Origin of the sequence: Pseudomonas sp. SGAir0191 (assembly GCF_002812565.2) — a bacterium.
Taxonomy (GTDB): Bacteria; Pseudomonadota; Gammaproteobacteria; order Pseudomonadales; family Pseudomonadaceae; genus Aquipseudomonas; species Aquipseudomonas parafulva_B.
This window is the reverse complement of record NZ_CP025035.2, coordinates 2274785-2297353: the sequence shown is the minus strand read 5'-3', so window position 1 is coordinate 2297353 and position 22569 is coordinate 2274785. Positions and strand designations below refer to the sequence as shown.

1 protein-coding gene is annotated in these 22569 nt (G+C 67.0%); it reads right to left on the bottom strand.

Annotated features, from left to right (window positions below):
• Nucleotides 1–169: 169 nt before the first annotated feature.
• Nucleotides 170–22522, bottom strand: a complete 22353-nt coding sequence (locus tag CWR53_RS10320; RefSeq protein ID WP_100851445.1) for a non-ribosomal peptide synthetase — start codon at nt 22520–22522, stop codon at nt 170–172.
• Nucleotides 22523–22569: the final 47 nt, after the last annotated feature.

Below are 22569 nucleotides of genomic sequence, written 5' to 3'. Positions count from 1 at the left end.
TACTCGCCGCGCTCGATCAGGCTCACCAGCGCCGGTTTGTGGGCCCGCAACTGGGCCACCAGGGCGCCGTCGGTCAGTGCCTGTCGGTTGCCCTGCACCACCAGTTGGCCATCCTTGAGCGCCAGCTGCACATCGTGGTCGGCCAGTGTGGCCAGTAATTGGTTGATGCTCACAGGACGATCTCCATTCTGTCTGTGATGGCTGCGTAGCCTGCCAGTGTCGGTTGGTCGAACAGGGCCCGCACGTCGGCCTCAAGGCCTGCTTCGCGCAGCCTGGAGGTCAGGGTGACGGCCAGCAGCGAGTGCCCGCCCAGTTCGAAGAAGTTGTCGTGCCGCCCTACCCGCTCTACCTCCAGCAGCTCGCACCACAGTGCAGCCATCAGGGTTTCGGTTGGCCCTTCGGGCGCTTCGAACGGGCGCTCCGGCAGTGCGTCGGGTTCAGGCAAGGCCTTGCGGTCGAGCTTGCCGTTGGGGCTCAGCGGCAAGGCCTGCAGGTGCATGAACAGCGCCGGCACCATGAAGTCCGGCAATTGACGCAGCAAGGCTGCGCGAAGCGCGTCTACCGGTTGCTGGGCACCGGTGTAGTAGGCAATCAAGCGCTGGTCGCGGGCGATGACCACGGCCTCCTTGATGCCCGCGACAGCCGTCATGGCTGCTTGGATTTCACCCAATTCGATACGCAGACCGCGCACCTTCACCTGGTCGTCGTTACGGCCCAGGTATTCGAGGTTGCCGTCCGCCAGGTGCCGTGCCAGGTCGCCGGTGCGGTACAGCCGCCCGCCTGGGCGCTGGCCGAAGGGGTCATCGACGAAGCGCTCGGCGGTCAGCTCGGGTCGGTTCAGGTACCCGCGGGCGACCTGTACGCCACCGATGTACAGCTCACCCGCCACGCCTTGGGGCACCGGCTGGCCTTGCTCGTCCAGTACGTACAGGGTGGTATTGGCGATGGGTTTGCCGATGGGGGTGTTGTCGGGTGCGGTCACACAGTGCCAGGCACTCACGTCCACTGCGGCCTCGGTCGGGCCGTAGAGGTTGTGCAGCTCCACGTCTGGCAGTTGCTGGTGGAAGCGACGCACCAGGCTGCCCGGCAATGCTTCGCCGCTGCACACCACCCGCTTGAGCGAAGGCGAGGACCAGCCTGATTCCATGGCGGACAAGAACACGTCCAGCATCGACGGCACGAAGTGCAGCGTGCTGACGCCTTCGGCTTCGATGGCCCGTTGCAGGTACTGCGGGTCGCGATGCCCACCGGGCCGGGCCATGACCAGTTTTGCACCGGTCTGCAAGGGCCACAGCAACTCCCAAACCGAAACGTCGAAGCTGAACGGGGTCTTCTGCAGCACGACGTCGCCAGCATCCAGCGCGTAGGCGTCCTGCATCCACAGCAGGCGGTTGACCACGCCGGCGTGCTCGTTCATCACCCCTTTGGGCAAGCCGGTTGAGCCCGAGGTATAGATCACATAGGCCAGATGCCGAGGGGTCAGCCCGGTCACCGACGCAGCGATAGCCGGGCAATGTTGCCAGACGGGTGCATCCAGATCGATCAGGACCGGGTGTTCCGGCACATGGCGGGTTGCGCCATGCACCAGCACGGCCACGGGCGCGCTGTCGGTCAGCATGTGACGCACACGCGCTGCCGGGTAGTCCGGGTCGACCGGCACATAAGCGCCGCCCGCCTTCAGGATCCCGAGCAGGCCCACCATCATCGACAAACCGCGTTCGACGCAGATCGCCACGCGATCATCGGGCTTCACACCCAGCCCGATCAGGTGATGAGCCAGGCGGTTGGCCTGGGCGTCGAGCTGCTCGAAGGTCAGCTCGCCTTCCTCGGCGCTGACCGCCACCGCCGTCGGCGTGCGTCGTACCTGGGCTTCGATCAGCCCGTGCAAGGTGTGGTCCAGGTCGTAGTCCCTGGCCGTGGCGTTGAACGCTGCCACTACCCGCTCGCGCTCTGCGGCTTCCAGCACTGGCAAGTGCTGCACGCCTCGATCAGGGGCTTGCTCAAGCGCCGTCACCAGCGCCTGCAACACGTGCTGCATCTGCCCGCAGATACGCGCTGCACCCACCGCAGCCGTGGTCGTGGCCACCAGGCGGAAGGCTTGGCCCACATCGTCCACGTTCAACCCCAGAGGGTAGTTGCTGCGTTCCTGGCTTTGGCCGATGGTAATGCCTGCGCTCGCCGCTTTCTGGCTGGCGCTGGCCTGGGTGCTGTGCCGGTAGTTGAGCATGGCGCTGAACAGCGGCTGCGGCGCGGCCACGCCACTGCAGCGTTGGGCCAGGGCCAACGAGGCATGCTCGTGGGCCAGCAGTTCGCTGAGCTGGCGGTGGGCCGCCCGTGCCGCGGCCTCGACGGGCATACCCGCCAGGTCGATGCGCAGCGGCAAGGTATTGATGAACATGCCCAAGGCCCGTTCGGCCCCTTCGCCGCCCTGCAGACGGCCCAGCAGCACGGTGCCGAACACCACCGTGCCCCGCCCTGTGGCTGCACTCAACAGACGCGCCCAGCCCAGGTGGAACAGGCTTGCGGCGCTGATGCCCAGGCGGCGTGCCTGGCTGCGCAAACGGTCGGCCAGTGCATCATCAAGCCACAGCGTGGCGTCTTCCAGCGCCTGGCCATTGCCCTGCACATCACTCAGGCCAAACGGCAAGGTGGGTTCATCAACCGCGCCCAGCTGCGCCCGGAAGAACGCTTCGTGCTCGTCCTGGCTCATGCCCAGACGCGCCTGGGCCACATAATTGCGGTAAGGCACCGGCGCCTGGTCAGGCGCGTCATCGCCCTGCAGGTAGGCGATCAGCTCCTGTGCCACCACCTCCATGGCCGTGTGGTCCATCACGATGTGATGGAACTGCAACGTGGCCTGCACCTGCTGGTCAGTGCCTACCGGGCCGACGACCAGGCGCATCAGCGGTGCCTGGCCAAGGTCGAACGCCGGTGGTGGCCCGCCCACGGCGTCCTGCGCCGATAGCACGGCCAGCGAAGCTTGGCGCAGCACCACCTGCACAGGTTGGGGCAAGCCCTGCCAGAAAATGGCCGTGCGCAGCACATCGTGTCGGGCGATGACCTTGTTCAATGCCGCCACGAAGTTGTCCAGATGCCCACGGGTATCGAAGACGAAGCGGGACTCCAGCACATAGGGGTCGTGGCCGTCGGCACTGACATGGTGATAGAGAATGCCTTCCTGCAACGGCGCCAGTGGATAGATGTCCTGGACGTTGCCGGTGCCGCCTGGCACCTGGGCGACGATGCGCGCGATGGCGCCCTCATCGAGCGTAATCAACGGCAGCATCGCCGGGGTGATCTGTTCGCAGCCGGGGGCGATCAGGTTGGCCGGCACCGTGACCGCGCGCGCCTGGCCCAGGGTACTGGCCAGCGCCGCGATGGTCGGCTTGCCGAACAAGGTACGGACATCGACCTGCAGCCCTTCTCGGCGCAGCCGCGCGGTCAGGTTGACGGCCAGCAAGGAGTGCCCGCCCAGCTCGAAGAAGTTGTCGTGACGACCGACCTGCTCGACGCCGAGCAGATCAGCCCAGGCCTGGGCCAGCGCGGTTTCTACCGGGCCTTGGGGTGGCTCATGGTCCTCGCCGGCCCGGTGCAGCATGGCAGGCTCGGGCAGCGCCCTGCGGTCGAGCTTGCCGTGGCTGGTCAAGGGCAGCACATCCAGACGTGTGAAGGCCTGCGGCACCAGGTGCATGGGTAGGCTGGCCAGCATGGCCTGACGCAGCGTGTCCACGTTGACCGGCGCGGTTTCGGTGAACCAGGCCAACAGCCGGTCATCACGTACCAGCACCACGGCATCGCCAACCCCTGGCTGGGCAGCCAGCGTGCATTCGATCTCGCCCAGTTCCACACGCACGCCGCGCACCTTGACCTGGTCATCGTTGCGGCCCAGGTACTCCAGGGTGCCGTCCGCTCGCCAGCGCACCAGGTCACCGCTGCGGTACATGCGCGCATTGGCCTGGTGACTGTACGGGTCGGGCAGGAAGCGCTCGTGGGTCAAGGTCTCACGGTCGAAGTAGCCGCGTGCTACACCTGCCCCACCGATGTACAACTCGCCCACCGCGCCCAATGGCACCAGTTGGCGATGGGCATCGAGCACGTAGACGCGGGTGTTGGCGATCGGCTTGCCGATGTGCAGCGGCGCGCCCGCGGTCAGGGCCCCGGCGGTGGCAACCACCGTGGCTTCGGTCGGCCCGTAGTTATTGACCACCGTGAAGCCTGGATCACGCTCGAACTGACGCAGACGGTCACCGCCGATCAGCAAGGTCTGCAAGGTCGGGTGCTGGTGCTCGCGGCGTAGCGCCTGCTCGGCCACCGGGGTAGGCAGGAAGCTTACCGCCAGCGGTTGTTGCAGCCACCAGTCGAGCAGCTCATCCACGTGTTCTGCGCCGATGTGCGCCGGGGGCACGTGCAACACGGCCCCGGCGCACAGGGCCGGCCAGACTTCCCAGGCCACGGCGTCGAAGCCGAAGCCTGCAACGGTGCTGGTGTGGGTTCCTGCCCCTACGCCAAAGGCATCGCAGTGCCAATGCACCAGGTTGGCCAGGGTGGCATGTTCGACCATCACCCCCTTGGGTTGTCCGGTGGAGCCGGAGGTGTAGACCACATAGGCCAGCTGGTGCGCATCGAGCCCGGCCACGCAGGGATTGACGTGCGATTCGCCCTGCCAGCCGTCCTGGTCCACGACTGTGCAATGCACAGGGCCCATCCGGCCTTGGTTGACATGATCGACCAGCACCGTTTTCGGGGCGCTGTCACCGAGCAGGTAGGCGATGCGCTCATCGGGATAAGCCGGGTCGATCGGTATATAGGCCGCCCCGCACTTGAGCACGGCCAGCAGGCCAATGAGCCGCTGCGGGTTGCGCGGCAAGCACAGGGCAACGCGGTCGCCCAGGCCTACGCCCTGTTGAATCAGGAAATGCGCCAGGCGGTTGGCGCTGCGGTTGAGTTCGCCGTAGCTCAGCACACATCCGTCCTGCACCAGCGCAGCCCCTTGTGGCGCGCGGTCCGCCTGGGCTTCGATCAGCCCATGCACGGTCTGCCCTTGAGGGTAGGCTTTGTGGGTGGCGTTGAAGGCGTGCAACAGCTGCGCCTGCGCTGGAGCGCCAAGCACCGGCAGCAGGGCCACCGGCAGGCCCGTTCCAGAGGCTGCGCCTGGCTGACGCAACTGCTCAAGCGTGGCCACAAGGCCCGTCAACACCTGGTTCATGGCACTGGCCACCTGCGCAGCGTCAATCCCGGCCTGGGCCAGCACACTCAAGCTGAAGGCTTCGCCCAGATCATCGACGCTCAAGGTCAGCGGGTAGTTGCTGCGCTCTTCGCCCCCGAGCAGACGCACGCCCTGCATGGCCCCGGTGTGGCTGCCGTCCGCGGCGCTGCTGTGGCGGTAGTTGAACAAGGCACTGAACAGCGGTAGCGAGCCGGCCACCCCACTGCAGCGCTGGGCCAGCGCCAGGGGCGCGTGTTCGTGCATCAGCAGCGCGCTCAGACGCTGGTGAGTGGTGCGCACGGCTTCGACCAGCGGCACGGACAGGTCGATACGCAGCGGCAAGGTATTGATGAACACCCCCAGCGCCCGGTCGGCCCCTTCGCCGCCGTGCAGACGGCCCATCAACACGGTGCCGAAGACCACGTCACTGCGGTTGGCCAGTGCGCCCAGCACCCGCGCCCAGGCCAGGTGCGCCAGGCTGGCGACGCTCACCCCCAGGTGCCGCGCTTGCTCACGCAACCCTCCGGCCACGCGGGCATCGACGCCCAGGCGCGCCTCCTCGATGGCATGCCCCTCGCCTTGCACGTCGGCCAGGCCCAGCGGCAAGGTCGGTTCGTCCACATCGCCCAGCATCTGCCGGAAGAACGCCTCGTGCCCCGCCTCGTCGGCACCGAGCCGGGCCTGGGCCACGTAGTTTCGATACGGCGCCGGCGCCGCCAGGGTGTCCCCCTGCCCGGTCATCAGCGCCTGCATCTCGCTGGCGATGACTTCCATGGCGGTGTGGTCCAGGGCCAGGTGGTGGAACTGCAAAATGGCCACCACGCGCAGATTGCGCGGATCGGGCGCGTATACCATGCGCATCATCGGCGCCTGCGCCAGGTCCAGGCGCTGCTGGCGGGCATCGAAGCGGGCCTGCAAGGCGTGCAGCACGTCGGCCTCGTCCAGCCCGTCGATGGCGCTGACTGCCATCTGCGCTTTACGCCATACCACCTGCACCGGTTGCGCCAGGCCTTCGCTGATCACGGCGGTGCGCAGAATGTCGTGGCGGTCGATCACCTGTTGCAACGCCGCTACCCAGTGCTGCAGATGCGCCAGGCTGTCGAAGGCCAGGCGCGATTGCAGCAGGTACGGGTCGCCCTGCTCGGCACTCAGGTGATGGAACAGAATGCCTTGCTGCAGCGGGGCCAGGGGGTAGATTTCCTGCACGTTGGCCGCCCCACCAGGCACGCTGGCCACGATGTGGTCGATGCTGCCCTGATCAAGCGCGATCAGGCTGAGCATCTGCGGCGTGATGCGCTCGACGTGCGCTGGCACGCGGTTGTCAGGCACTTGCAGGTCGCGGTCCTGGCCCACGGCGGCGGCCAGGGCTGCCAGGGTGGGCTGGGCGAACAGCACACGCACGTCGGCGCCCAGGCCGGCCTTGCGCATCCGTTCGACCAGGGTCACGGCCAGCAGCGAGTGCCCGCCCAGTTCGAAGAAGTGATCATGCCGACCGACGCGCTCGACCTTCAGCACCTCGGCCCAGAGGCTCGCCAAGGCCACCTCGACCTCGCCCTGCGGGGGTTCGAAGCCACGGGTCAGCACCGCGTCGAGACCAGGCGCCGGCAAGCCACGGCGATCAAGCTTGCCATTGGCCGTGAGGGGCAATGCCTGAAGCTGGACGTACGCGGCCGGCAGCATGTAGTCGGGCAACTGCGTCTGCAACCTGGCGTGCAGGTCGGCGATCAGGGGCGCAGCAGCGTGGGCAGTGAAGTAGGCCACCAGCCGTTTGTCGCCCGGCTGATCTTCGCGCAGCAGCACGACGGCTTCCCGCACGCCGTCGCATTCGGCCAGGCGCGTCTCGATTTCACCCAGCTCGATGCGGAAACCACGCAGCTTGACCTGCTGGTCGGCGCGGCCCAGGTAGCGCAGGGTGCCGTCTGGTTGCCAGGCCACCAGGTCGCCACTGCGGTACAGCCGATCCTGCGGCCGGCCGCTGAACGGATCGGCGATGAAGCGCTCGGCCGTCAGCGCGGGCTGGCCCAGGTAACCCAGGGCTACACCGTCACCGCCGATGTACAACTCGCCGACGGCCCCCACGGGCAGAAGTTGCTGGTGAGTGTCCAGCACGTAGCAGCGGGTGTTGCCGATCGGCCGGCCTATGGGCAGGCTGCCCGCCTCGACACGGGTCATCTCGAAGGTGGTGGTAAAGGTCGTGGCTTCGGTTGGCCCGTAGCCGTTTAGCAGGTGTGCCGGGGCACCGTCACGCAGCACCCGGGCCACGACATGCGGGTCCAGCACGTCACCACCGACCATCAGGTAGCGCAGGCGTGCAAAGGCTGGCAGCAAGGCTTCGGCAAATTGATGGAACAGGCCGGCGGTGAGCCACAACACGCTCACCTGCTGGTTCAGCAATGCAACGCGCAGCTTGTCGCGCGCCAGCACCTGATCCTGATCGATGACCACCACCACGCCGCCGTTGAGCAGCGGCGCCCACACTTCGAGGGTGCTGGCGTCGAATGCCGGGTTCGAGGCGAAGGCGACACGGTCCTGGGCGGTGAACGCCGCAAAACCGTTGTTGATGACCAAACGGGCAATGGCCAGATGGGGCACCTGCACGCCCTTTGCCGCCCCGGTGGAGCCGGAGGTATACATCACGTAGGCCGCGCGCTGGGCTGAAACCTCGGTGTGCGGCGCCTGGGCCGGCTGATCGGTCAGATCACAGCGGTCCAGGTCGATGCGTACGGCACAGGGCGGCGCGGGCTCGTGGCTCAACGTCAGCAGCACGGCTGCCCCGCTGTCTTGCACCATATAGGCCTGGCGCTCCACGGGCGCATAACTGTCCAGCGGCACGTAGACGGCGCCGCAGGCACTGACGGCCAGTTGCGCCGCCAACAGGTCGAAGCTACGCGGTAACAGCAGCGCCACGCTGTCCCCCGGCATCACGCCCAGGTCCAGCAGGTAGTGCGCGAGACGGTTGGCATGCCGTTCGAGCTGGGCATACGTCCATTGCTGCTCGCCATGCACCACGGCGCAGGCACTGGGCGCACGGTGAGCCTGTGCGCTGAACAATGCATGTAGCGGTTGGTCCCGTGGATAGTCGCGCGCGGTGGCGTTGAAGCCGTGGAGCACCCGTTCGCGTTCGCCAGCCGGTAGCTGCGAAACCTGCCACAACGGGGTACCGGGCGCCTGTTCCAAGGCCTGCGCCAGTTGGCCCAGCGCATGGGCCAGCAGCGTGCAGACCTGCTGGCCATCGACCTGGGCCACGGCCTGCACGGTAAGTGCCATTGCATCGCCCACATCGTCTACGTTGACCACCAGCGGATAGTTGCTGCGCTCCACCGCCGCCACCTGCTCGATGCCGTTCCAGGCCTGGCTCAAGCCCTGCTGGGCCGGTGCGCTGTGGCGGAAGTTCAGCAGGCTGGTGAACAGTGCTTGTGAAGCCGGCACCGCACTGCAGCGCTGGGCCAAGGCCAAGGATGCCTGCTCGTGGGCCAGCAGGCTGGCAAGGCGCTGATGGGTCAGGCGCACGCCATCGGCGACACCCGCCGCGCCTGCGCTGACGCGCAGCGGCAAGGTATTGATGAACATGCCCAAGGCACGCTCGGCGCCTGCGCCGCCCTGCAGGCGGCCGAGCAGGACAGTGCCGAACACCACCTCCTCGCGGCCGCTGAGCTGCGCCAACACCTGCGCCCACCCCTGGTGCACCAGGCTGGCCAGGCTCACGCCCAGTCGGCGCGCTTGTTCGCGCAACTGCACGACCACCTCGCCTTCGATCCACTGGCGCGTCTCGAACACCTCGCCCGTACCTGTATCGGCGTTGTGCAGGCCGAACACGACAGTTGGCTCGTCGATGTCGCCCAACAACTCACGGAACAGCGTTTCGTCTGCCTGCGGATCGGCGCCAAGGCGTGCCTGGGCCACGTAGTTACGGTAGGGCGTGCTGGCGTGCAGCACCGGCTGGCCTTGCAGCACCGTGGTGATTTCCGCCACCAGCTGCTCGACCGCCGCATGGTCGAGGATGATGTGGTGGATGAGCAGCGTTGCCTGCACCTGTTGCCCAGAGGACGCTTGCACCAGGCGCACCAGCGGCGCCTGGGTGAGCTTCAGCCCCTCGCCAGCGATGGCAAGTTGGCTGGCCAGCGCAGGGGTGTTGCGCCATACCACCTGCACGGGTTCTTCGAGGGCGTGCCAATGGATGCTGGTGCGCAGGATGTCATGGCGAGCGATGACCACGTCCAGGGCAGCGGCAAAAGCGTCCAGCTGCGCCTGGTCGGGGAAGCTGAAGCGGGCCTGCAGCACATAGGGGTCGCGGTCTTCGCAGGTCAGGTGGTGATAAAGAATGCCCTGCTGCAAGGGCGCCAGGCCATAGATGTCCTGGATGTTCTCGACCCCGCCGGGTATCTGCGCCACCAGCGTGTCGATGGCCGCTTGCGAAAGGTCCGCCAGCGGCAACAGCTCAGGTGTGATACGGGTGCAGTCAGGCGTGATCAGGTTTTCCGGCACGACGACGCTGCGCTGACTACCCAGCGCGGCAGCCAGGGCTTGCAACGTCGGCTGACCGAACAACACTCGAATGTCGGCTTGCAGCCCGCGTTCCCGCAGGCGCGCCGTCAGGGTGACCGCCAGCAGCGAATGGCCGCCCAGCTCGAAGAAGTTGTCCTGTCGGCCCACGCGGTCCACGCCCAACAGGTCGGCCCAGAGCGCGGCCAGCAAGGTTTCGGTCTCGCCCAGTGGTGCTTCGAAGGCGCGTTCCTGGATCACGTCAGGGGCAGGCAAGGCCTTGCGGTCGAGCTTGCCGTTGGGGCTCAGCGGCAAGGCCTGCAGGTGCATGAACAGCGCCGGCACCATGAAGTCCGGCAATTGACGCAGCAAGACCGCGCGAAGCTCGTCCACTGGTTGCTGGGCGCCGGTGTAGTAGGCAATCAAGCGCTGGTCGCGAGCGACCACCACGGTCTCCTTGATGCCCTCGACAGCCGTCATGGCTGCTTGGATTTCACCCAATTCGATACGCAGACCGCGCAACTTCACCTGGTCGTCGTTACGGCCCAGGTATTCGAGGTTGCCGTCCGGCAGGTGCCGTGCCAGGTCGCCTGTGCGGTACAGCCGCCCGCCTGGGCGCTGGCCGAAGGGGTCATCCACGAAGCGCTCGGCGGTCAGCTCGGGTCGGTTCAGGTAACCGCGGGCGACCTGTACGCCACCGATGTACAGCTCACCCGCCACGCCCTGCGGCACCGGCTGGCCTTGCTCGTCCAGTACGTAGAGGGTGGTGTTGGCGATGGGTTTGCCGATGGGGGTGTTGTCGGGTGCGGTCACACAGTGCCAGGCACTCACATCCACTGCGGCCTCGGTCGGGCCGTAGAGGTTGTGCAGCTCCACGTCTGGCAGTTGCTGGTGGAAGCGACGCACCAGGCTGCCCGGCAATGCTTCGCCGCTGCACACCACCCGCTTGAGCGAAGGTGCGGACCAGCCTGATTCCATGGCGGACAAGAACACGTCCAGCATCGACGGCACGAAGTGCAGTGTGCTGACGCCTTCGGCTTCGATGGCCTGTTGCAGGTACTGCGGGTCGCGATGACCACCGGGCCTGGCCATGACCAGTTTTGCACCGGTCTGCAAGGGCCACAGCAACTCCCAAACCGAAACGTCGAAGCTGAACGGGGTCTTTTGCAGCACGACGTCGTCAGCATCCAGCGCGTAGGCGTCCTGCATCCACAGCAGGCGGTTGACCACGCCGGCGTGCTCGTTCATCACCCCTTTGGGAAGGCCGGTAGAGCCAGAGGTGTAGATGACGTACGCCAGGTGCTGCGCGGTGAGCCCCGGCACCTCAGGGTTGCGGGCAGGCAGTTCAAGGCTCAAAGGCGCGTCCAGATCGATCACGACGCCATGCTCAGGCACCTGCCGGGTCGCCGCGTGCACCAGTACCGCTACCGGCGCGCTGTCGGTGAGCATGTGGCGGATACGTTCTGCCGGGTAGTCCGGATCGACCGGCACATAAGCGCCGCCTGCCTTCAGGATCCCGAGCAAGCCCACCATCATCGACAAGCCGCGTTCGACACAGATCGCCACGCGATCGTCGGGTTTCACACCCAGCGCGATCAGGTGGTGAGCCAGGCGGTTGGCCTGGGCGTTGAGCTGCTCGAAGGTCAGCTCGCCCTCCTCGGCACTGACGGCGACGGCCTGCGGGGTGCGCTGTACCTGATCCTCGATCAGTCGATGCAGCGTGTGATCGAGCCCGTAGGCCTTTTCGGTAGCGTTAAAACCTGCCAGCACGCGCTCACGCTCATGGCTCTCGAGCACGGGCAATTGCTGCACGGGCAGCGTCGGGGTGTGTTCAAGCCCGCTCAGCAGCGCTTGCAGCACCTGTTGCACCTGCCCACAGATGCGCTGCGCGCCGATCTGCGCAGGTACGGTGGCCACCAGTCGGAACGCGTCGCCCAGATCATCCACGTTCAGGCTCAGGGGATAGTTGGTGCGCTCCTGCCCGTCCACCACCTCGATGCCCGCCCAGCCTTCGCCGCGATCGGCGCCGGGTTGGGTGCCATGGCGGTAGTTGAGCATGGCGCTGAACAACGGCTGCGGCGCCGCGACGCCACTGCAACGCTGTGCCAGCGCAAGCGAAGCATGCTCATGGGCCAACAGGTCGCTGAGCCGCTGATGCACGGCCTTGGCCGCATCCACCAGGCCGATGGCCTCCAGGTCCACGCGCAATGGCAAGGTGTTGATGAACATGCCCAGCGCCCGTTCGGACCCTTCACCGCCCTGCAGGCGCCCCAGCAGCACGGTGCCGAACACCACGCACGATCTGCCACTGGCAGCCCCGAGCAGGCGGGCCCAGGCCAAATGGAACAACGAAGCAGCGCTGATGCCCAGGCGCCGCGCCTGTTGGCGCAAGCCGGCAGACAGGGCCTCGGGCAAGACCTGCTTGGCCTCATCCAGGTCGCGACCGTCGCCTTGCACGTCATCCAGGCCATAGGGCAAGGTCGGCTCGTCGATGTCACCCAGCTGCGCGGTGAAGAACGCCTCATGGGCGAGCTGATCGACCCCTAGCCTGGCCTGGGCCACGTAATTGCGGTAAGGCACCGCAGCATGAGCCGGTACGGGGGCACCACTAAGCAGGGCCGTCAGCTCTTCGCCCACCACCTCCAGCGCCGTGTGGTCCAACACGATGTGGTGGAAGTGCAAGCTGGCCTCGATGCCGTCCTGCCCCTGGCTGTACACCAGTCGCAGCAGCGGGGCCCGTGCCAGGTCAAGGGTGGCAGTGGCCGACAGGTCAGCTACGGCGTCCACGCTCAGGCGAGCCTGGCGCACCACCACCTGCACCGCTTGCGGCAGCCCTTCCCAGAAGATCGCCGTGCGCAATACATCGTGGCGGGCGATGACCTGGTCCAGTGCAGCGGCGAAGGCCTGCAGCCGTTGCTTGGAACTGAAACGCAGGCGCGTGTGCAGCACATAGGGGTCATGCTCGGCCGACAGGTGATGGTAGAGGATGCCTTCCTGCAACGGCGCCAGGGGGTAGATGTCCTGCACGTTGGGCGCACCGCCCGGCACCTGCGAGACGATCCGCCCGATGGCGGCCTGGTCCAGCTCGATCAGGCTGAGCATGTCGGGTGTGATGTGCGAGCAGTTCGCCGGGATGCGGTTTTCGGGCACCTGGACCTGGCGGCTGGCCGTGAGCGTGGCCGCCAGGGCCGCTACGGTCGGCTGGCCGAACAAGGTGCGCACATCGACCTCCAAGCCTTCAAGGCGCAGCCGAGCGGTCAGGGTGACGGCCAACAGCGAGTGGCCACCCAATTCGAAGAAATTATCGTGTCGGCCTACCTGCGGCACCGCCAGCAATTCGCCCCACAGGCGGGCCAGCAGGGCTTCGGTATCACCTACCGGCGCCTCGAAGGCCCGTGCCTGCACCACGCTGTCCGGGGTGGGCAGGGCTTTGCGGTCAAGCTTGCCATTGGGCGTCAACGGCAAGCGATCCAGGTGAATGAACACCGCGGGCACCATGTGCTCGGGCAAGTGCTCGAGCAAGCCCTGGCGCAGTGCCTCGGGAGCCTGCGGGTCACCGGTGTACCAGGCAGCCAGCCGGGTGCCGTCCACCGCGAGCACTACCACGGAGTCCACACCAGGCAAGCGCTGCAGGCAGGTTTCGATCTCGCCGGGTTCGATCCGCAGGCCGCGCAGCTTGATCTGCTGGTCGAGGCGGCCGAGGAAGACCAGCTCGCCCTGAGCATTCAGGCGCACCAGGTCGCCACTGCGGTAAAGCCGCTCGCCCTCGACGAAGGGGTTATCGAGGAACCGCTCCGATTGCTGCTCGGGCAAGCCCAGGTACCCGCGGCTAACGCCAGCACCGCCTATGTGCAGGTGCCCGGCAACGCCGGGCGGCACTGGCTGGTCGTGTGCATCGAGTACATACAAGCGGGTGTTGTCCACCGGGCTTCCGATGGGCAGGCCAGCGACGGGGATGGCGGCAGTGGGCTGCAGTGTCCAGACGCTGCAATCGACCGTGGTCTCGGTGGGGCCGTAGACGTTGTGCAGACGCACCTGGGGCAACTGCTCGCGCACTTGGCTGGCCAGCGCACAGGTCAGCTCCCCGCCCCCACACACGATGTCCGTCAACCCTGAACACAGGCGGCTGCCAGGGTGGTCGAGGAACTGCTGCAGCAGCGCAGGCACGAACTGCACCACGCCTACCTCCTGTGCCTGGATCAACCGCGCCAGATAGTCCGGGTCGCGCTCGCCCAACGGGCGGGCAAGCACCAGGCGCAAGCCGCTGCACAGCGGCCAGAACAGCTCCCACACCGAGGCGTCGAAGCTGATCGGCGTCTTGTGCAGTACAGCCTGGGTCGCAGCGAGCGGCCACTGCCCTTGGCTCCAGTGCACCAGGTTCACCACGTTGCGGTGCTCGACCATGACGCCCTTGGGTAGCCCAGTGGAGCCGGAGGTGTAGATCACGTAGGCCAGGTTGCGTGCAGTGAGCCCTGGCACCAGGGGAGCCAGATGCGCTTGCTCCCCCCATTGAGCGGCGTCCATGTCCACCCTGGGCGCCTGGGTGGGCAGCGCCAGCTCGCCGATGGCGCGATGCACCAGCACCGCGCGTGGGTCACTGTCGCGCAGCATGTGACCGATGCGCTCGGCGGGGTAGCCAGGGTCGATCGGCACATAGGCCGCGCCGGCCTTGAGGATGCCCAGCAGGCCAACCACCAGCGCGGCACTGCGCTCAAGGCAGATCGCGACGCGGTCGTCAGGCTGTACGCCCAGCGACAGCAGATGGTGAGCCAGGCCGTTAGCCTGTCGATCGAGCTCGGCGTAACTCAGCTCGCCCTCTTCGGCCACCAGCGCTATGGCCTGTGGGCTGCGCCGGGCCTGTGCTTCGAAAAGACCGTGCAGGGTCTGCGTCAGGTCATGTGGGCAGGCGCGGTGGTTACCCAGCACCGCTGCGCGCGCCGCAGGGTCAAGCAGTGACACGCTGTGCACCGGTAGGGCCGGACGCCGTTCAAGCGCATCCAGCAGCTCGACCAGCAGATGCGTCAATTGCTCGCACAGCGGCCGTGCGCCAATGGGCCTGCACACCTGAGCGGTGATGCGCAGCCCTGAGCCCAGGTCGTCGACGTTGACGCTGATCGGGTAGTTGCCATGCCCACCGGCCGGCAGCACTTCGATACCCTCAAGGGCCTGGTCGCGCGCCTGCTGCTCTTGCTCGGTCGCGCCGTGACGGTAGTTGAGCATCGCGCTAAACAGCGGTGTGGGTGCAGCCACGCCGCTACAGCGCTGGGCCAGCGCCAGCGAGGCGTGTTCGTGGACCAGCAGCGCAGCCAGGCGCTGGTGGGTCAGCTGTAGCGCTGCCCGTACGTCGAGCCCTGCCAGGTCCAGGCGCAGCGGCAGGGTGTTGATGAACATGCCCAATGCCCTGTCGGCGCCCTCGCCGCCTTGCAGCCGCCCGAGCAGCACGGTGCCGAAGACCACGTCGTCCTTGCCACTGGTGGCCGCGACCCACCGCGCCCAGGCCAGGTGCACCAGGCTTGCGGCGCTCACCCCGCACTGGCGGGCCAGAGCCCGCAGCCGTTGATACTGCTCAGGGGCCAATTCGGTACTGGCGAGCTCGAAATCACTGGCTTGGTGCTGCAGATCGGCAAGCCCATAGGGCAGCGTCGGCTCTTCGACATCGCCCAGTTCGGTCCTGAAAAACGCCTCATGCTCGGCCTCGCTGATACCCAGCAGAGCCTGGGCCACATAGTTGCGGTAAGGCACCGGCGCCCCTGCCGGCGTCTGGCCGTGCAAGTGATCGCGAATCTCTGCCAGCACCACTTTCATGGCGGTGTGGTCGAGCACGATGTGGTGGAACTGCAGCACGACCTGCACCCCTGCCGCATCATGCACATGCAACAGCCGGATCAGCGGCGCCGAGGCAAGCTCGATGCGTTGGCCGTCGAGCATCGCGTCCTTTTCTGTCACCTCGATCAACGCCAGGTTCGCCGAGCGCAGTACAACCTGCACCGGCTGGGGCAAGCCATCCCAGAGCACCGCCGTGCGCAACACGTCGTGGCGGGCCACCACCTGGTCGAGGGCCTGGGCAAAGGCATGCAGCCTTTGCAGCGAATCGAAGGCAACTCGCCATTGCAGCAGGTAAGGGTCGACACCGTCTGCACTGAGATGGTGATAGAGAATGCCCTCCTGCAGCGGCGCCAGTGGGTAGATATCCTGGATGTTGGCCGCGCCGCCGGGGACTGCAGCGACGATGCGGTCCAGCGCAGCCTGCTCCAGCGTCAACAAGGGCAGCATGGTCGGGGTGATGCGGGCGCAGTGGGCCGGGATACCGTTGGCAGGGATGCGTACCTGACGGGCTGTGCCCAGCGCCCCGGCCAGTGCCGCCACCGTCGGTTGCGCGAACAAAACGCGCACATCCAGGGCCAGGCCTTGTTCGCGCAGCCGCTCGATCAGGCTCACGGCCAACAGCGAATGCCCGCCCAGTTCGAAGAAATTGTCGTGCCGGCCGACTTGCTCCAGGCCCAGCACGTTGGCCCAGACCTGGGCGATGATGGCCTCGGTTTCACCCAGCGGGGCCTCGTACCCCTGCTGCACCAGGTCATGGGGCTGTGGCTCGGGCAGCGCGCGACGGTCGAGCTTGCCGTGGCTGGTCAGGGGCAGCGCCTGAATGCGGATAAAGGCCTGAGGCATCAGCTGACCCGGCAAGCACGCCTGCAAGCCCTGGCGCAGGTCGCTCACCTGGACGGCAGACGTCTCGGTGAACCAGGCCAGCAAGCGTTCGCCGCGCACCAGCACCACAGCATCGCCGACACCGGCTTGCCCCCTGAGCGCGGCCTCGATTTCACCCAGCTCCACCCGGACGCCACGCACCTTGACCTGGTCGTCGTTACGGCCCAGGTAGTCAAGCGTGCCATCGCCGTTCCAGCGCACCAGGTCGCCGCTGCGGTACATCCGGGCGTTGGGCAGGCGGCTGAACGGGTCACGCAGGAAGCGTTCTGCGGTCAGGTCTGGCCGGTTGAAATAGCCTCGCGCCACTTGCGCGCCACCGATGTAGAGCTCGCCGGTGACCCCGACCGGCACAGGCTGGCCCAGGGCATCGAGCACGTAGACACGGGTATTGGCAATGGGCATGCCGATGTGCAGGGCTGCGCCGGGTGTCAACGCACCCGAGGTGGCGACCACAGTGCATTCGGTGGGGCCGTAGTTGTTGACCACGGTGAATCCTGGGTCCTGCTTGAACTGACCCAGGCGATCGCCGCCCACCAGCAGGGTGCGCAACGTGGCGTGCTGGTGTGGGCGGCGCAGCGCCTGTTCAGCCACAGGCGTCGGCAGGAAGCTGACCGCCAGGGGTTGTTCGAGCCACCAGCCCAGCAACGCCTCGACCTGCTCATTGCCCAGGCAGGCCGGCGGCAGGTGCAGCGTGGCCCCCGCGCACAGGGCTGGCCAGACTTCCCAGGCCATGGCGTCGAAACCGAAACCAGCCACGCTGGAGGTGCGTGTGCCCCCCTGCACGGCAAATGCCTGGCAGTGCCAGTGGACAAGGTTGGTCACTGTCTGGTGCTCGACCATGACGCCTTTGGGCTGGCCGGTGGAACCTGAGGTGTACACCAGGTACGCCAGGTCAGTGGCAGTCAGCCCCGCCACGTGCGGGTTGTCGGCACGGCTCAGGCCCGCATCCGGCTGGTCGAGGTCGAGGCGGCGCATGTGCGGCGGCAGGCCGCCGATATCGGTCTGGGCCAGTACCAGGGTCGGTGCGCTGTCTTCGAGCAGGTAGGCGATACGGCTGGCCGGATAAGCCGGGTCCACGGGCACATAGGCGGCCCCGGCCTTGAGTACGGCCAGCAGGGCGACGATACGGTCCAGCGTGCGATCCAGGCACAAGGCGACGCGCTCACCCTTGCCTACGCCCTCTGCGATCAGTCGATGGGCCAACGCGTTCGCGCGTCGGTTGAGCTGGGCGTAGGTCAGGGTCAAAGCGCCCTGGCACACCGCTGTGGCATCGGGCACCGCGGCAGCCTGGGCCTCGATCAAGCCATGAACGGTCTGGCCTTGGGGGTAGGCTTGTGCGGTCCCGTTGAAGCCGCCCAGTACCTGCTCGCGCGCCCCGTCGTCCAGTATGGACAGGCGCTGAACGCTGACCTGCGGCTCGTGCTCCAACGCCCGAACCAACTGCGCCACGGCCATTGCCATCCACCCGGCAACCCGCGCCGCGCCGATGTCGATCAACGCCAGCACGTTGAAGGTAAAGCCATCTCCCAGGTCGTTGACGCTGAGGGTGAGCGGGTAGTTGCTGCGCTCTTCTGCCCCCAGCAGTTGTACGCCCTCCCACAGCCCATCATTTGCCTGGGCTGCCGGGTCGGTGCTGTGGCGGTAATTGAGCAATGCGCTGAACAATGGCGTACCGGCGGCCACGCCGCTGCAGCGCTGGGCCAGTGCCAATGACGCATGCTCGTGGGCCAGCAGCGCCGACAAGTGGCGGTGCGTGGCCAGCACGCCCTGCTCTACCCCGGCGGCAGTATCGACGCGCAGTGGCAGGGTGTTGATGAACATGCCCAGCGCGCGGTCGGCGCCTTCGCCTGCTTGCGAGCGCCCCATGAGCACCGTGCCGAACACCACATCGCTGCGGTTGGCCAGCACCCCCAGCACACGGGCCCAGGCCACGTGCATCAGGCTTGCAGCGCTCACCCCCAGGCGCCTGGCCTGGGCACGCAGACCCTGGGCCAGGCCGTGGTCGAGCGGCAGCAGGGCGTGCTCGATGCCAGCACCGTCGCCTTGCACGTCGGCATGACCAAGCGGCAGGGTGGGCTCATCGACATCGGCCAGCAAGGTCTTGAAGAAGGCCTCGTGGGCGCTTTCATCGCCCAGGCAGGCCTGGGCAACGTAATTGCGGTACGGCACGGCCGGCGGCAGGGTATGCCCTTGCCCGAACAGCAAAGCGCGCATCTCGAACAGCACCACGTCCAGGGCCGTATGGTCCAGTGCCAGATGATGGAACAGCAACACGGCCACCACCTGGTGATTGTCAGGGTCCAGGCTGTAGTGCAGCCGCGCCAGGGGTGCCTGGCTCAGGTCCATGCGGTGATGGCGGGCATCGAAGCGCGCCTGCAACTGGTCGATGCGCGAGGTGCTCGAACCCTCGGCCAGGTCGGTCACCTCAAAGACGCCCAGCTCGGCCTTGCGCCACACCACCTGCAGCGGCTGCGGCAAGCCATGACTCACTACGGCGGTGCGCAGAATGTCATGTCGATCGATGACCTGTTGCAGGGCCCCGGCCCAGGCCAGCAGGCGCTCGATGCTGTCGAATGCCAGGCATGTCTGCAGAAGGTAGGGGTCGCCCTGCTCTGCGCTCAGGTGATGGTAGAGCACGCCCTGTTGCAACGGCGCCAGTGGGTAGATTTCCTGAACGTTGGCCGCGCCGCCTGGCACTTGGGCAACGATGCGGTCGATCACGGGTTGCTCGAGCGTGATCAGGCTGAGCATGTCTGGCGTAATGCGCTGCGCGCCCGTCGGCACGCGATTGGCCGGCACCTGCAGGGCCGGGCTATCGCCGACCACAGCGGCGAGCGCGGCGACAGTGGGCTGGGCGAACAGCACGCGCACGTCCACCACCAGCGAAGCCCGGCGCAGACGTTCGACCAGCGTGACCGCCAGCAACGAGTGCCCACCCAGCTCGAAGAAGTTGTCATGGCGCCCTACCCGGTCGACCTGCAGCACCTCGGCCCAGATCGCGGCCATGGCCGTTTCGGTCGGGGTGTGCGGGGCTTCGAACGCGCTGGCCGCAAGGCTGGCGGTGTCCGGCGTTGGCAACGCACGGCGGTCGAGCTTGCCATGGCGGGTCAGCGGCAGCGCATCGAGGCAGGTCAGTCCCGCTGGCACCAGTTGCGCGGGCAGGCAGGCTTGCAAGGCCTCGCGCAGCGCCCGCGGCTCAAGGGGTTGGGTTTGGGTGTACCAACCCAGCAGCCGGCCGTCGCGCACCAACACCACGGCGTCTTCGACACCGGACTGGCTCTTGAGCGCAGCCTCGATTTCACCCAGCTCGACGCGCACGCCGCGAATCTTCACCTGATCGTCATTGCGCCCGAGGTAGTCCAGCGTGCCGTCGGTGTTCCAGCGGACCAGGTCACCGCTGCGGTACAGGCGTGCCTGGGGATCATCGCTGAACGGATCCTTGATGAAGTGCGATTGCGTCAGTTCGGGGCGGTTGAAGTAGCCCCGCGCCACCTGGGCACCCCCGATGTACAGCTCGCCTACGACGCCCACGGGCACCGGTTGCAGGCCGGCGTCCAGCACGTAGACCTGGGTGTTGGCGATCGGGGTGCCGATATGGAGGCCACCGCCAGGGCGCAGTTCTCCAGAGGTGGCGACCACCGTGGTTTCAGTAGGGCCGTAGTTGTTGACCAACGCAAAGCCTGGGTCGCGCTCGAAGTGGCGCAGGCGATCGCCGCCCACCAGCAGGGTGCGCAAGGTCGGGTGCTGGCGCTCGCGGCGCAGCGCGTGCTCGGCCACCGGCGTTGGCAGGAAACTCACCGTCAGCGGCTGCTCCAGCCACCAGTCGAGCAGGGCCTCCACATGCTCATTGCCAAGATCGGCCGGCGGCAGGTGCAATGTTGCCCCGGCGCACAGGCAGGGCCATACCTCCCAGGCCAGGGCATCGAAACCGAATCCGGCCACGCTCGAGGCATGGCCGTGCTCGTCCAGGTCGAAGGCCTGGCAGTGCCAGTCCACCAGGTTGGCCAGGGCATGGTGTTCGACCATCACACCCTTGGGCTGGCCGGTCGAGCCAGAGGTGTAGACGAGGTAGGCCAGTTGCCGATCATCCAGACCCGTGACTACAGGGTCGTGCGTAGGGGCGTCGGCATGGGGCTGGTCCAGGTCCATGCGCGGTACGCCCGTGGGCAGGCCCTCGATGCTGGACTCGGTCAGCACCCAGGCGGGTGCGCTGTCGGTCAGCAAGTAGGCAATGCGGTCTGCGGGGTAAGCGGGATCGACCGGCACGTAGGCCGCACCGGCCTTGAGCACCGCGAGCATGCCGACCAGCCTGTTGGCATTGCGCGGCAGGCACAGGGCGACGCGCTGGCCTGGCTCCACACCTTCTACCAGCAGCCGGTGGGCCAGCTGATTGGCCTGCTGGTTGAGCGCGGCGTAGCTCAGTGCCTGGCCGTCCTGACGCAACGCGATGGCGTCTGGCGCCATGCGCGCACGCGCTTCGATCCGTGCGTGCACGGTGTCGCCCTGGCGATAAGTGCAGGCGGTATCGTTGAAGCGGCGCACCACCTGATCGAATTCCTGCGTTGGCAGCACGGCCACGTGCAGCAAGCGCGTGTCGGGCGCATGCTCCAGGGCGTGCACGAGATTGGCGAGCACCTGCTGGAACTGCTGGCACAAGCGTGCGGCATCCCACTGAGGCAGGCTCTGCACGGTCAGGCGCAGGTCATCGCCCAGGTCGTCGACGCTCACCGTCAACGGGTAATCGGTACGCTCTTCGGCGCCGACAATGTCGATGCCCGGCGCCACAGGAATGATCTCGGCGGCATCGCCGGCGTCGCTGTGACGGTAATTGAGCATACTGTTGAACAGGGCCGTGGGCGCCGCCACACCGCTGCAGCGCTGGGCCAGGGCCAGGGACGCCTGCTCGTGGGCCAGCAGGCCGGTCAGGCGACGGTGGGTGTGCAACAAGCCGTCCTTGACCCCCACCTCTGCCAGGTCGATACGCAGCGGCAGCGTGTTGATGAACATTCCCAAGGCTTGCTCAGCACCCTCCCCGGCGGTCATGCGGCCCAGCAATACGCTGCCGAACACCACTGCCTGACGCCCGGCCAGCTGCCCCACCCAACGGGCGAAGCCCAGGTGCAGGACACTGGCTGGGCTGACCCCCTGCTGCCGGGCTTGCTGGCGCAGGCGCCGAGCCAGGGGTGTCGGCAAGGTCACCCGCGCTTGCTGCAGGCGCTGCTCGGGGCTTGCCTGGGCACCGAAGGCCAGGGTCGGCTCGTCGATATCGGCCAGCATGTGCTCGAAGAACTGGGTATGGGCCTGTTCGTCCAGGGCCTGGCGCGCCGCCGCCAGGAGGTTGCGGAACGGCGTCGGCGCGGGCAATTGGGCGGCAGTACCGGCCAGGTGCGCCTGAATTTCCCGGCGCACGATATCCAGCGCCGTGTGATCCATGATCATGTGATGGAAGGTCAGCAGCGCCACCCACGTCTGCCCTTCACCCTGGGCATGGGCCAGGTGCATCAGGGGCGCCTGGCGCAGGTCCAGTCGATACCGGCGTGGGGCGAGGCGCTCGCACAGCTCGGCCAGTGCGTCATGGCCCTTGAACGGCAACGCTTCACGCACCAGGGCCGCTTCGCGCCACACCACCTGCACGGGCTCGTCCAGGTATTCCCAATGCACGGCAGTGCGCAGGATGTCATGGCGCTGGATGACCGCTTGCAGGGCATCGGCGAAGGCATCGAGGTGCGCCTTGCTGGCCAAGCGCAATTGCACCTGCGACAAGTAGGGGTCGCCGTCCTGGGCCGAGAGGTGGTGGTACAGCATGCCCTGCTGCAGGGGGGCCAGCGGGTAGATGTCCTGTACGTTGGCGGCGCCGCCCGGCACGCTCTCGACGATACGGTCGATGGCCACCTGGTCAAGGCTGACCAATGGCAGCATGTCCGGGGTGACCCGAAATGCTGGGCTGAGCCAATCGTCATCCTGACTTGCAAGCATCTCCAGCAAAGCCGGCTTGTGCCGGGCCAACGCCTCCCACAACGGGTCGTCCAGCGTCTGATCGTCACCCAGGACAATCAGGTCCTGATCTTCACGCTGCAGACGGATGGGACGGGTGGAAAGTGCGTTGATCAGTTCGCTGAAGTGCATCGGTAAGCATCCTGCTTTGCCTGGAAGGGTTGATGGCCGACACGCTA

Bases quoted from the DNA above. Each gene is read 5' to 3' on its own strand.
- CWR53_RS10320 (WP_100851445.1), bottom strand. From the start codon at position 22,522: ATGCACTTCAGCGAACTGATCAACGCACTTTCCACCCGTCCCATCCGT.